General features: G+C 69.9%; 14 protein-coding genes. 9 read left to right on the top strand and 5 right to left on the bottom strand.

The window, feature by feature from the left end; translation table 11 throughout:
- Positions 1–39: 39 nt before the first annotated feature.
- From rpmB to ABG085_RS19055, 4 genes are all read left to right on the top strand, one after another.
- Positions 40–276 carry a 50S ribosomal protein L28 gene (gene rpmB / locus ABG085_RS19070; RefSeq protein WP_055832508.1) on the top strand — a complete coding sequence of 79 codons (237 nt, stop codon included), beginning with the start codon at positions 40–42 and terminating at the stop codon, positions 274–276.
- Positions 276–446 carry a 50S ribosomal protein L33 gene (rpmG, locus tag ABG085_RS19065; RefSeq protein WP_005051772.1) on the top strand — a complete coding sequence of 57 codons (171 nt, stop codon included), beginning with the start codon at positions 276–278 and terminating at the stop codon, positions 444–446. The genes rpmB and rpmG overlap by 1 nt, the downstream gene beginning before the upstream one ends.
- Before the next feature lie 3 nt (positions 447–449).
- A complete protein-coding gene (gene rpsN / locus ABG085_RS19060) occupies positions 450–755 on the top strand; it encodes a 30S ribosomal protein S14 (protein WP_347977321.1) in 306 nt (101 codons plus the stop codon).
- 277 nt (positions 756–1,032) lie between these two features.
- A complete protein-coding gene (locus ABG085_RS19055; RefSeq protein WP_347977320.1) occupies positions 1,033–2,166 on the top strand; it encodes an alpha/beta hydrolase in 1,134 nt (377 codons plus the stop codon).
- Between the two features lie 174 nt (positions 2,167–2,340).
- Here ABG085_RS19055 and ABG085_RS19050 read toward each other — a convergent pair whose 3' ends face one another.
- Complete coding sequence (locus tag ABG085_RS19050) at positions 2,341–3,195, bottom strand: alpha/beta hydrolase (RefSeq protein ID WP_347977319.1); 855 nt, start codon at positions 3,193–3,195, stop codon at positions 2,341–2,343.
- Between the two features lie 233 nt (positions 3,196–3,428).
- Here ABG085_RS19050 and ABG085_RS19045 point away from each other — a divergent pair, with 233 nt between their 5' ends.
- From ABG085_RS19045 to ABG085_RS19035, 3 genes are all read left to right on the top strand, one after another.
- Positions 3,429–4,025 (top strand): TetR/AcrR family transcriptional regulator, encoded by a 597-nt coding sequence (locus tag ABG085_RS19045; RefSeq protein ID WP_347977318.1) that lies wholly within the window; start codon positions 3,429–3,431, stop codon positions 4,023–4,025.
- 229 nt (positions 4,026–4,254) lie between these two features.
- Positions 4,255–4,542: an HU family DNA-binding protein gene (locus tag ABG085_RS19040; RefSeq protein ID WP_163615791.1), complete on the top strand. Its 288-nt coding sequence runs from the start codon at positions 4,255–4,257 to the stop codon at positions 4,540–4,542.
- A 243-nt stretch (positions 4,543–4,785) separates the two neighbouring features.
- Complete coding sequence (locus tag ABG085_RS19035) at positions 4,786–6,771, top strand: cytochrome c oxidase assembly protein (RefSeq protein ID WP_347977317.1); 1,986 nt, start codon at positions 4,786–4,788, stop codon at positions 6,769–6,771.
- A 24-nt stretch (positions 6,772–6,795) separates the two neighbouring features.
- Here ABG085_RS19035 and ABG085_RS19030 read toward each other — a convergent pair whose 3' ends face one another.
- On the bottom strand, positions 6,796–7,956 hold the full coding sequence (locus ABG085_RS19030; protein ID WP_347977316.1) for a hypothetical protein: 1,161 nt from the start codon (positions 7,954–7,956) through the stop codon (positions 6,796–6,798).
- 118 nt (positions 7,957–8,074) lie between these two features.
- Positions 8,075–8,908, bottom strand: a complete 834-nt coding sequence (locus tag ABG085_RS19025) for an NAD(P)/FAD-dependent oxidoreductase (protein WP_347977315.1) — start codon at positions 8,906–8,908, stop codon at positions 8,075–8,077.
- A gap of 53 nt (positions 8,909–8,961) precedes the next feature.
- On the opposite strand from ABG085_RS19025, the gene ABG085_RS19020 reads away from it, so the two are divergent.
- Entirely contained in the window at positions 8,962–9,444 is a 483-nt protein-coding gene (locus tag ABG085_RS19020) for a MerR family transcriptional regulator (protein WP_347977314.1), read from the top strand.
- A 9-nt stretch (positions 9,445–9,453) separates the two neighbouring features.
- Positions 9,454–10,836: a DEAD/DEAH box helicase gene (locus ABG085_RS19015; protein ID WP_347977313.1), complete on the top strand. Its 1,383-nt coding sequence runs from the start codon at positions 9,454–9,456 to the stop codon at positions 10,834–10,836.
- 39 nt (positions 10,837–10,875) lie between these two features.
- Here the strand turns inward: ABG085_RS19015 and ABG085_RS19010 are convergent, their stop codons facing one another.
- Both ABG085_RS19010 and ABG085_RS19005 read right to left on the bottom strand, forming a co-directional pair.
- On the bottom strand, positions 10,876–11,529 hold the full coding sequence (locus ABG085_RS19010) for a biliverdin-producing heme oxygenase (protein ID WP_347977312.1): 654 nt from the start codon (positions 11,527–11,529) through the stop codon (positions 10,876–10,878).
- A gap of 58 nt (positions 11,530–11,587) precedes the next feature.
- A complete protein-coding gene (locus tag ABG085_RS19005) occupies positions 11,588–11,914 on the bottom strand; it encodes a DUF2470 domain-containing protein (protein ID WP_347977311.1) in 327 nt (108 codons plus the stop codon).
- Positions 11,915–11,926: the final 12 nt, after the last annotated feature.

Raw genomic sequence — 11,926 nt, 5'->3', positions numbered from 1 at the left:
TGGGGCCGTCCGGCTCCACGGTACTAAGGAGACATCACCATGGCAGCAGTGTGCCAGGTGACTGGAGCAGTTCCCGGCTTCGGTCACAACATCTCGCACTCGCACCGCCGGACGAAGCGCCGCTTCGACCCGAACGTGCAGAAGAAGACCTACTTCGTTCCGTCGCTGGGTCGCAACATCAAGCTCAACGTGTCCGCCAAGGGCATCAAGGTCATCGACGCCCGTGGCATCGAGTCCGTGGTCCGTGACCTCCAGGCGAAGGGTGTGAAGCTCTGATGGCCAAGAAGGCACAGGACGTCCGTCCGATCATCAAGCTGCGTTCGACCGCCGGCACGGGTTACACCTACGTCACGCGCAAGAACCGCCGCAACAACCCCGACCGCATCGTGCTGAAGAAGTACGACCCGGTGATCCGCAAGCACGTCGAATTCCGAGAGGAGCGTTGATCCATGGCTAAGAAGAGCAAGATCGCGCGCAACAAGCAGCGCCAGGAAATCGTCGACCGCTACGCCGCCAAGCGCGCCGAGCTGAAGAAGGCGCTCGTCTCGCCGACGTCGACCGACGAGGAGCGCGAAGCCGCTCGCGTGGGCCTGCAGAAGCTGCCCCGCAACGCGTCGCCGGTCCGCCTGCGCTCACGCGACGTCATCGACGGCCGCCCCCGCGGTGTCCTCACGAAGTTCGGCATCTCGCGTGTCCGCTTCCGTGACATGGCGCACCGTGGCGAGCTGCCCGGCGTGACCAAGTCCAGCTGGTAAGCACCCGCTTACGAGAAGGCCCGCAGTTCCTCGGAACTGCGGGCCTTCTCGCGTCTCTGGGGGCGCCCTGCGCGCCGCCCGCGCGCCGCCTGCGCGCCGAGCCAGGGGATCTGCGCCGAGACCGAGGGCGTCGCCCCCGGTTTCGCCGCGAATCCCCTGCCTCGACTCCGGACACGTGCTGCGGGACGGCTGGAAGTCCCCATCCGGCTCTCGTCAAGCCCGGGGCGCGCACCGCACCGCCGTCCTAAGCTCTGAGTCTGTCGACACGGGAGGGCCGGTGGATCTTGATCCGTTCTTCGAAGAGCGACTGCGGGTGCATCGCAAGTACCTCTTCGACCAGGCGCTGGGCTCGGTGCGTTCGCGGCTGAGCGCGCTGTGGCCGTTCGCCCGGGGGCCGGCGCCGGCGATGGGGATGGGCGGCGGGGGTCCGGCGCCGAAGACGGCGCAGCAATCGGAGGACGTCGCACCCCCGGCATCCGCGGCCACGAAGCCGCCGCTGGGGCCCCGCGCTCGCGCGCGTGCCCGGCACCGCAAGGCGGCGCTGGCATGGGACCGCCGCGAACTGCACAAGGTGGGCACGGCTGGGACGCGGATCCGCACCACGGAACACATCGTCGAGGTGCCCGGGCAGCCGGACGTGCGGGTGCGCGTGTACCACCCGGATCCCGCCGATGCTCCCCCGCAGGGGATCCCCGGCGTTCTCTCCCTGTTCGGCGGAGCCTTCCGCATCGGCGGCATCGGCTATCCGACGACGGATGCCGCGAATCGCCGTCGCGCCCTCGATGCCGGCGTCGTGGTGGCCGCGGTCGACTACGCGCTCGCTCCCGAGCATCAGTACCCGGTGGCCGTCGAGCAGGCGTACGCAGCCCTCGAGTGGCTCTTCGCCTCGGCGGGCGACCTCGGCATCGACCGCCGGCGCATCGCGATCGCCGGGGTGTCGGCCGGGGCGAACCTCGCCGCAGCGGTCACCCTGGTGAACCGGGAGCGCGCCGGCCTTCCGCTGCGGCTGCAGCTGCTCGAGGTGCCGGTGGTCGATCTGACAGGGCGCCACCTCGATCTGCGGGCGACCCGGCCCCTCGGAATCCCCCGCTTCATCGCGATGCGCGAGTTGCGTTCGGTCGCGAACACGTACTTGCGCCGGCCTGCGGACGCGTACGAGCCGTTCGCCTCGCCCCTCCTCGCCGCATCCCACGAAGGGCTGCCGCCGGCGGTGATCCTCACCGCCGAGTACGACCCGCTGCGCGGCGACGGCGATGCCTACGGTGCGGCGCTGCGGCGGGCGGGCGTCGATGCCAGCGTCGTGCGCTACCAGGGCGTGACGCACGACACCCCCATCTTCACCGGTGCCCTTCCTGCCGCACGGCGCTGGCATGACGACGTCGTCGCCGCTCTGCGCCGTCTGAACACCTGACGCGGACGCCGGGGGCGGTTCCACTCACGCGAAAGGCCCGGGGCTCTGACGAGCCCCGGGCCTGTGCGTCCCACCGCGGACACCGGCCGGGGCACCACCCGACCGTGGAAGCGCCAGGTGACTGGAGCCTCGACGGCGGGGTGGTCTCCCGTCGGCGCGGGGCGGGGCATCCGATTACTGCGCCGCCTCCGTCTCGGGAGCCTGCTCCGTTTCGCGCATCTGGTGCGTCGTCGCCCACTCGAGGGCGTAGTCCGCGATCTCCTCCCAGCCGTCCTGGCTGACCAGGCGGTGGGTGCGACCCGGGTACGTCTTGTAGTCGACGACGGCGGGGCTCCCGGACTTCTTGTACTTCTTCACGATCGCCTCGCCGATGGCCGGCGGCACGACGTGGTCGATCTCGCCCGTGATGATGAGGAGCGGGGCGCGGTCGGTGCGGGCGTAATCGACGTGCGTGACGCCGCCCTTCTCGTTGAGCACCGACAGGACTCCTTCGAAGAAGACCCGGTTGTAGGAGTTCACGGCGAACTCCTCCCAGAGCTTGTCGGACTCCTCGCGGGGCAGGTCGTTGCCGAAGGTGAAGTGGAAGTGGCGCTTCGACAGCGGCTTGGCGCCGTTCTTGCCGAAGGGGTTCGCGAGGATCGGCGTGCCGGTCCAGAGCGTCGAGAGCGGGAGCGCGGTGACGCCGGCGGTCTGTCCCGGGGCGACGCCGACGTAAGCGACGCCGAGGCCGCGATCGGCGAGCATCTGGGTGAGGACACCGCCGAAGGAGTGGCCCATGATGATCGGCTTCTCGGGCAGCTCGCGGATGATGCGCTCGTAGTTGTCGGCGATCTGCTTGAGGCCGATCCCCTTCAGGGCTTCGGGGTTGTTGCGGATGTCCTCGACCGTGCGGTCGTCGATCCCGGGCCAGCCGGGGACGATGACCTGGTGGCCTGCGGCGCGGAAGCGCTCGGCCCAGGTGTCCCAGCTCTTGGGCGTCATCCAGAGTCCGTGGATGAGGACGATGGGGGTCTTGGTCGTGGTGTCCATTTCGTGCTCCTTGGGGTGTGGCGGTGGTGGTGCGGTGCTCCTGCGGTGACGTCAGTTGCGGATCCTGGTGTGTCTCCGGCTGATGTATCCTGACAGTAGACCGAACGTTCTATCTACGCAAGAGTATTCCCAGGTTTTTTCGCGAAGATTCCGCTCAGCCAGGGGTGCGCCGGCTCCTTGCCCCGGTCAGCGGGCAGAAACGATGGCACGATGGAAGCACTCGAGGGGGATCCATGAGCACCACCGTCGCCGCGACGAACGCGGCACGCACGTCATCACCAGCACGCGAGCGGCTTCTTCAGGCGGCCACCGACCTCTTCTACAACGAGGGCATCCACTCGGTCGGCGTCGACCGGATCGTCGAGGTGGCCGGTGTCACGCGCGCGACGATGTACAAGCACTTCGCCGGCAAGGAGGGCCTCGTGCTCGCCTATCTGGAGGGCGAGGACCGCGGGCTGCGCTCCCTGTTCGCCGAGGCGGCCCAGGTGTCGGACGACCCGGACGTGCTGCTCGACCTCGTCGTGGCCGGCATCGAGCAGGACATCCGCGACCGCCACACGCGCGGCTGCCCCTTCATCAACGCAGCGGCCGAATACCCCTCCGAAGGACCGGTCCGCGAGCTGATCGCCGATCACCGCGAGTGGTTCCGCGGGACTCTCCGCCAACTCGCCGAGGGCGCCGGGCTGCGCGATCCCGACGAGGTCGCCGCATCCCTCGTGCTGCTGCGCGATGCCGCACTCGTGGGCGGCTACCTCGACGGCCAAGACCGCGTCGGCCCCGCCTTCGCGCGCACGGCGCGGGACGTCATCGCGGCGGCCCGGCGAGGCTGAGGCGCCCGCCGACGGGGCTGCCACAGTTCGGCGATCGACACCACAACAGTCACATCCGTCACTCCCGTCACACGACACGCGGCCCGAATCCGCAGAAATCCGCGAAAATACGCGGATCTGTCGGCCATGTCGGGTACATTCGGTCCCGGTCGAACAGACCAGCCGGGGGCGAAGCCATCCGGTCCCAGCAATGACAAGACGGCACCCGCTGTCTTTGGAGGACATACCAATGGCCGACAAGACCATCACCAAGACCGAACTCGTCGCAAGCATCGCGAGCGCGACCGGCCAGAGCCAGTCGGCCGTCTCGGGCGTGCTCGACTCCCTCTTCTCCACCGTCTCCGACGCGGTCGCCGCGGGCAGCAAGGTCGCGATCCCGGGCTGGATCGCCTTCGAGCAGGTCGCCACCTCCGCTCGTACGGGTCGCAACCCGCAGACGGGCGAAGAGATCAAGATCCCCGCGGGCAAGCGCGTCAAGGTCACGGCCGGCTCGAAGCTCAAGGCTGCCGTCAAGTAATTCCACGCAGACCTCCGGAGAGGGGATGCCGCGACTCGCGGCATCCCCTCTCCTGCGTGTGCGGGCCACATGCCGCAGGTCCTCGCTCAACGACCCCCGGTCGTTGAGCGAGCGAGCGCCAGCGAGCGAGACGAAACGCCTCGAGCGCACGAACGAACCCTGGCCGCCCGCTGGCCACCGCGTTTCGTCTCGCTCGTTCCTCGCTCGCTCAACGACCGGAATCCGGCAACGTAGGCTGGTACGGTGAACCCCCGCGCCCTGCGGGCCGCCGGGCCCGCACTCCTCGTCGTGGCCGCGCTCGCGGTGATGGCGTGGGCGCTGGCGTTCGGCGGCGGCACCGCCCCGCTCGCGATCGCGGATCCCGGACCGTTCGTGCGGTGGGGGCTGCCCACGGCGAAGCTGCTCGTCAACATCTCCGCCGCCGGCATGCTCGGGGTGCTGGTCACCGCGCTGTTCGCCCTGCGCGCCGGCGAGCGCGAGTTCGACACCGCCCTCGACACCGCGTCCATCTCGGCGGCGGTGTTCACGATCGCCGCTGCGGCGACCGGCTTCCTGACCTTCGTCGACGCGTTCAACCCCGTCATCAGCATGGGCCCGGAATTCGGCGCGCAGCTCGGCCGCTACATCGTCGAGACCGAGGTCGGCCGCACCTGGCTCATCACCACGCTCGCCGGCGCCGCGCTCACCGTGCTCACGTTCGCCGTGAGGTCATGGACCGCGACCTTCTTCGTCGCGCTGCTCGCCGCGGCATCCCTCGTCCCGATGGGCACGCAGGGACACTCCGGTGAGGAGGCGTTCCATCACGAGGCGATGACGGCGCTGATCCTGCACATCATCGCTGCGGCGGTGTGGCTGGGCGGGCTGCTGCTCATCGTGATCGTGCGGCCGCTGCAGTCGCGCGACGACAGCGTCGCGACGGTCGGGCGCTACTCGAGCATCGCGCTCGCCGCGTTCGCGGTCGTCGCGGTCTCGGGCACGGTGCGCGCCGCCATCGGACTGCAGGACTGGTCGGCGCTCGTCTCGCCCTACGGTGTGATCCTCGGCGTGAAGGTGCTCGCGCTGATCGCGCTCGGACTCTTCGGCGCCTGGTACCGCACGCGGCTCATCGGCCGCATGCGCGACACCGACCGCGCGACCCGCTCGTTCTGGACCCTCATCGTGTTCGAGCTCGTGCTCATGGGCGCCGCGAGCGGTGCGGCGGCCGCGCTCGCCCGCACGCCTCCGCCGGTCACCGCGCTGATCCCGGAGAGCCCGACGCCCGCCCAGCGCCTGACCGGCGCGCCCCTGCCGCCCGAGCTGACCCTCGACCGCTGGCTCACGTCGTGGAACGTCGACCTGCTGTGGGCCGTGGTGGCCGGGTTCGCGATCTTCTTCTACCTCGCGGGCGTCTGGCGCCTGCGTCGCCGTGGCGACGCGTGGCCGGTCTATCGCACGCTCATGTGGGTCGCCGGCTGGCTGCTGCTGGTCTGGGTGACCGGCGGCGTCATCAACGTCTACCAGGACTACCTGTTCAGCATGCACATGGTCGGGCACATGCTGCTGACCATGGCTATCCCGCTGCTGCTGGTACCCGGCGCGCCCATCACGCTGGCGGCGCGGGCCATCCGCAAGCGCGACGACGGCACGCGCGGCGGGCGCGAGTGGCTCCTGTGGGCGGTGCACTCACCGGTCGCCAAGGTGCTGACGAACCCGTTCGTCGCCGCCGCGCTGTTCGTCGGATCCCTCTGGGTCTTCTACTACACCGAGCTGTTCCGGTGGTCGCTGTACGACCACCTCGGGCACGAGTGGATGATCGCGCACTTCCTCATCACCGGCTATCTCTTCGTGATGACCCTCATCGGCATCGACCCGGTCCCCTACCGGCTGCCCTACCCCGGGCGGCTGCTGCTGCTCATCGGCGTCATGGCGATGCACGCCTTCTTCGGCATCGCGATCATGATGCAGGAGGGCCTGATGATCGGCGAGTGGTTCGGCTCGATGGGCCGCACCTGGGGTGCGACCCCGCTCGAGGACCAGTACACCGGCGGCGGCATCGCCTGGTCGATCGGCGAGATCCCGACGCTCATCCTCGCGATCACCGTGGCCATCCAGTGGAGCCGCAGCGACGACCGCGAGACGAAGCGGCGCGACCGTCACGCCGACCGCACGGGGGACGCCGAGCTCGAGGCCTACAACGCCCGACTGGCCGAACTCGCCGAGAAGGACGCCAAGGCCGGCTCCGGGCGCTGAGGTCACGCTTGAGCCCCCGCGGGGTCAGTTGGTGTCGGGGCCTGTCACGACGATGGTCACGTTGCCGTCGGGGCGCACGGTGATCGCGCCCTTGACGATGAACGGGACGTCTTCAGAGACGGTGCGCACCTTGCCGTCGAAGATCGAGCGGATGTCGACCTCGATGTGCGCGACCGCCTCGGAGGGGAGGATCGACCAGCCGGCGCCGTCGGGCTCCACGGCGACCGTCGGCTGCGTGACGATATCCCAGGCGGGAAGCGACGCGATGCGGTCCTGCACGAAGTAGCCGAACGGGCACGCCGTCGGCTGCAGCACCTCCTGCGTCGCGCACGCGGTGAGGAATTCCTCGACCTCGTCCTGCACGACGTTGAGGAACTGCTCGGTGGGCTGCGCCTGCACGTTCACGGGGATCGCGCGGAACGGGCTGTCCGAGAGCACGGCCACCCCGGGGGTGCTCGAGATCGCCGTGTCGACCGACACCGAGTACAGGCCGGGTGAGAACACCAGCAGCGACACCGGGGCGGCGGGATCGGCATCCGCCCCCTCCGGTGAGACCTGCCGCTTGTCGATCTCGAAGCCGTTCACGTCGAACGCCATCGAGCCGGTGACGCCGAGGTTCATGACGGCCAGCGGGCTCTTCGCGAAGCGCCAGGTGGGCGCGAGGCCGATCGAGCCGTCGCGCTCGACGGCGAACGTGGTGCGGCCGTCGTAGCGGCCGGCGCGGTACTCGATGGTGACGCGGGTGATGTCGCCGTCCTGCTCCTCGGACACGACCTCCACGTCGGTGATCGGGGCGAGGGCGGCACTGCGCAGCAGCGCCTCGGACGCCGTGGGTGGGAGGCCGGCGGCCTCGAGGTCGGCGCTCGTCACATCGACGCCCGGCACCGTCAGCGCATCTGCGGCACGGCCCTCGGCGAGGTAGTCGACGTAGCGCTCGACGAACGCCGTCGGGCTGTAGAACTGACGCTCGATCACGCCCCACGCGGCGAACACGGCGCCCACCAGCACAAGGCCGACACCGCCGAGAAGCGAGAGGTCGAGCGCGAGACGGCCTCGACCGCGGGGCTTGCGCGGCGGCTGGATCAGAGGCTGTTCCGGTGCGGGGGCGACGGTGGACGGGGTCACGTCGACGGACGGAGGCGCACTCGCGCGACCGGCTGCCGTGTCCAATGCCCCCTGATCCACCCGGCCAGTCTAGGAAAGACCGGCCGGGAGGCCCCTGTGGACGGCCGACATTGTCGCGCACCTGAAACATTTGGAACTCCCCGTCCCCTCGCGCATCGCCGCGACCGGTTCTCCCAGGTCAGGCCATGATCGCGTCCCGGACGGCGCTGGCGCCTGCGACCTGACCGGAGGCGATCGCGGCCGCGAGCGACACCATCGGCCCGGGGACCGCGGCGAGGTGGGCCATGTCGCCCCCGGCGTACACGCCGGGCACCGTCGTGCGACCGAGCAGGTCGATCTCGACGCCGCCGCTCGGGAGGATGCCGCAGCCCAGCTGCGCGGCGAATGGTGCGCGCTGGGTCGACGTCGCGGCCGTGAAGACGCCGGCCACGCGTTCGGCGCCGCCCGCGTGAAGCCGGAGCTCGAGACCACCGTCGACCTCGGTCACCGCGGCCACGTCGGCCGGACGCGCGATGAAGGCCGAGGCGACCACTGGGCGCAGCATCCGTTCGATCATGCCCGCGTGCTCTCCGTCGATGAGGATGCCGATGCGCTCACCGGCGAACTCGTGGCCGTGACAGAACGGGCACTGGGCGACGCGGCGACCCCACTGTTGCGCGAGGCCCGGAACGGGCGGAAGCTCGTCGCGCATGCCGGTGGCCAGCACGAGCCGGTGCGCACGTTCCACGCCCTCGGGAGTGGCGACCTCGAAGCGGCCGAGCGCCCCGCCGACGGCCGTGACCGCTCCGGTGCGCAGCTCGACCGTGTCGTAGGCGGCGAGCTCGGCGCGGGCGATGCGGCGCAGCTCGTCGGGGCTGCGGCCGTCGTTGGTGAGCAGGTTGTGCGCGTGCTCGACCGTGGCGTTGCGATACTCCTCCGAGTCGAGCAGCAGCACGGTGCGGTGCATGCGGCCGATGGTGAGGGCGGCCTGCAGGCCCGCCGGGCCGCCGCCGATCACGATGACGTCGTACATGAGTGGTCCTCTCGTCGTTTGCGTCCGGAGCGATTCTGTGACTTCATGTCGACATGAAGTCAAATCTGTCGATCGGGGATGCCGCGGCCCGGTTCTCGCTGCCCACCCACGTGCTGCGGCACTGGGAGGACATGGGGCTGCTGACTCCCGCACGCGACGGGGGCGGCCGACGCCGCTACGGCGACGACGACCTGGTGCGGATCGGCGTGATCGTGCGCAGCAGGAGCGCCGGCATGAGCCTGGAGCAGATCGGCGTGCTGCTCGACGAGCAGGCGCCCGAGCGGCACCGCGTGCTCGAGGAGCACCTCGCCGACCTCGGCCGCCGGATGGCCGACATGGAGCGCTCGCGGCGCATGACCGAGCACGCCCTGCGCTGCCGCTCGCACGACATCACGACGTGCCCGCGGTTCCGGGCGATCATGGACGAGGTCGTCGCGGGCACCGGCAGCTGGCGTGATGCCGAGCCACCTGTGGACAGTGACGCGTCGTCCACCGATTCGGGCGCGGGCAGCCGGGAGGCGGCATCCGCTCGTTAGCATGAATCGGTGACCACCACGCCTTCTCCTGCCGGCCTCGCGCTGTCGGCCGAGCAGGAGGCGCTGTTCCGGCTCATCGAGGACACCCGCGAGCACGTGTTCGTCACCGGGCGCGCCGGCACCGGCAAGTCGACCCTCCTGCAGCACCTGGCATGGCACACGAGCAAGCAGATCGCCGTGTGCGCGCCGACCGGCGTCGCGGCCCTCAACGTCGAGGGCCAGACGATCCACTCGCTGTTCAAGCTGCCGCTGGGGATCATCGGCGCGCACGACGAGGATCAGTCCGATGCGACGCGCAAGCTGCTCAACGCCATCGACACGCTGGTGATCGACGAGATCTCCATGGTCAACGCCGACCTCATGGATGCGATCGACCGCGCGCTGCGCAAGGCGCGGGGACGCCGCGGCGAGCCGTTCGGCGGCGCCCAGATCGTGATGTTCGGCGACCCGTACCAGCTGGCCCCGGTGCCGCCGCGCGGCGACGAGCTGCGGTACGTGAACGACCACTACCGGTCGTTCTGGTTCTTCGACGCCAAGGTGTGGGTGGGCGAGGCGGCGAGCGACGGCATCCTCGACGTCGGGTCGTACGGCGCCGACCTGAACATCCGCGAGCTGGTCGACATCCACCGGCAGTCCGACCCGGCGTTCAAGGCCATGCTCAATGCGGTGCGCTACGGGCACGTGACCGCCGACATCGCGGAGGTCCTCAACACGACAGGCGCACGCACTCCCCCGGACCCCGTCGACGGCGAGCACCCCATCATCACGCTGGCCACGCGCAACGACATCGTCAACAACATCAACCGCCGGCACCTGACCGAGCTGGTCGGTCGCGAGCAGACGGCGATGGCCGAGGTGAACGGCGACTTCGGACGAGGGGATGCCGCGTACCCCGCCGATCTCGAGCTCAAGCTGAAGGTCGGTGCCCAGGTGATGTTCCTGCGCAACGACACCGCCTCGTTCGGCGAGCCGCCGCGGTGGGTGAACGGCACGATCGGAACGGTCACCCGTATCGCCGGCGAGACGGTGCGCGTCGACGTCGAGGGCGAGGAGTTCGACGTCGAGCCCGCGGTCTGGGAGAAGTACCGGTACTCGTACAACCCCGGATCCAAGCAGCTGACGCGCGACATCGTCGCCGAGTTCACCCAGTTCCCGCTGCGGCTCGCGTGGGCGGTCACGATCCACAAGTCGCAGGGCAAGACGTACGACCGCGCGATCATCGACCTCGGGTCCGGCGCGTTCGCTCCGGGCCAGACGTACGTCGCGCTGTCCCGGCTGACCTCGCTCGACGGGCTCTACCTCTCGCGGCCGCTGCGGCCGCGCGACATCCAGGTCGACCCCGACGTGCGGCGCTTCATGGCGTCCGCAGTGCGCAGGCCCGCGGCATCCTGAATCGTCTCGCCGGCCTCCGGCGAACCGGCAGCGCGGCGGTCAGGCGACTGCGGCGGCCTTCGCGTGGGCGAGGTCTTCGAACAGCTCGGTGTTGAAGCGGTAGGCGAGGAGGACCTCGTCGATGACGCGCTCCTGCTCGGCGGCATCCCAGGGCGCCGCGTCCAGCTGCTCGCGGTACACGTCTTTGAAGGCCTTCGGGTCGGCGATGTCCTCGAAGAGGTAGAAGCCGATGCCGTTGGTGTCGAACCCGAAGCGGCGGGCCATCAGCCGGCCGATGAACTGGCCGCCCGACAGGTCGCCGAGGTAGCGGGTGTAGTGGTGGGCCACGAAGCCGCCCGCCCACGTCGCGCCGACCTCGTTGATGCGGTCGACGTAGCGCTGCGTGGTCGGCAGCGGCTCGATGCGGTCGTGCCAGTCGGACCCGACGAGGAACTCGAGGTCCGCCTCGAGCGCGGGCAGGCGCGTCAGCTTGTCGGAGATGAACACCGCGGCGACCGGGTCGTTGCGCATCTGAGCCGCCGTGCGCTCGAGCGCCTCGTAGATGAACCAGTGCTGGGCGACGAGTGCGACGTAGTCGTCGCGCGTCCCCTCCCCCTTCATGAGGTCGGCCATGAAGCCGGAGTGCTCGCTCGAGGAGTGCGAGCTGCTCGAACGCTCGCGCAGGGCGGTCGAGAACGGGATCGGGTCGCTCATACCTTCATGCTAACTGAAGATAAGGCGAACCTAACAAAAATGTTCTCCCGGCCGCGGCCTAGGCGTGCGGTCGCGGCTCGACGTCCAGACGCCGGCACGCCTCGTCGTAGAGCGCGACGATCTCGCGGCGCACCTCGCGACGCTCGGAGATCGGCCCGGACGGCCACGGCACCTCGACGTCGGCGGTCGAGCCGTCGGCGAGCGTCGCCTGCCACACGCCGCGGTCGCCGTCGAACCCCGTCATGACGGAACCGGTGACCTCAGCACCCGCGATCCCCGGGTCGCCGGCGAATGCTCGGGCGATGAGGAGGTTGTCGTCGCCGTGATCGCCGTTCATATGGCGGAGCACGCCGGTGAGGGCGTCGTCGTCGAAGTGGTGCGTCATGCTGACACCCTA

It is taken from the genome of Microbacterium sp. ProA8 (assembly GCF_039905635.1).
GTDB lineage: Bacteria > Actinomycetota > Actinomycetes > Actinomycetales > Microbacteriaceae > Microbacterium > Microbacterium chionoecetis.
This window is presented reverse-complemented; position numbering and strand designations above follow the sequence as displayed.

Coding starts and splice junctions, on each gene's coding strand:
- rpmB (WP_055832508.1), top strand. CDS start 40: ATGGCAGCAGTGTGCCAGGTGACTGGAGCAGTTCCCGGCTTCGGTCAC.
- rpmG (WP_005051772.1), top strand. CDS start 276: ATGGCCAAGAAGGCACAGGACGTCCGTCCGATCATCAAGCTGCGTTCG.
- rpsN (WP_347977321.1), top strand. CDS start 450: ATGGCTAAGAAGAGCAAGATCGCGCGCAACAAGCAGCGCCAGGAAATC.
- ABG085_RS19050 (WP_347977319.1), bottom strand. CDS start 3,195: ATGGACACCACGACCAAGACCCCCATCGTCCTCATCCACGGACTCTGG.
- ABG085_RS19045 (WP_347977318.1), top strand. CDS start 3,429: ATGAGCACCACCGTCGCCGCGACGAACGCGGCACGCACGTCATCACCA.
- ABG085_RS19040 (WP_163615791.1), top strand. CDS start 4,255: ATGGCCGACAAGACCATCACCAAGACCGAACTCGTCGCAAGCATCGCG.
- ABG085_RS19025 (WP_347977315.1), bottom strand. CDS start 8,908: ATGTACGACGTCATCGTGATCGGCGGCGGCCCGGCGGGCCTGCAGGCC.
- ABG085_RS19020 (WP_347977314.1), top strand. CDS start 8,962: ATGAAGTCAAATCTGTCGATCGGGGATGCCGCGGCCCGGTTCTCGCTG.
- ABG085_RS19010 (WP_347977312.1), bottom strand. CDS start 11,529: ATGAGCGACCCGATCCCGTTCTCGACCGCCCTGCGCGAGCGTTCGAGC.
- ABG085_RS19005 (WP_347977311.1), bottom strand. CDS start 11,914: ATGACGCACCACTTCGACGACGACGCCCTCACCGGCGTGCTCCGCCAT.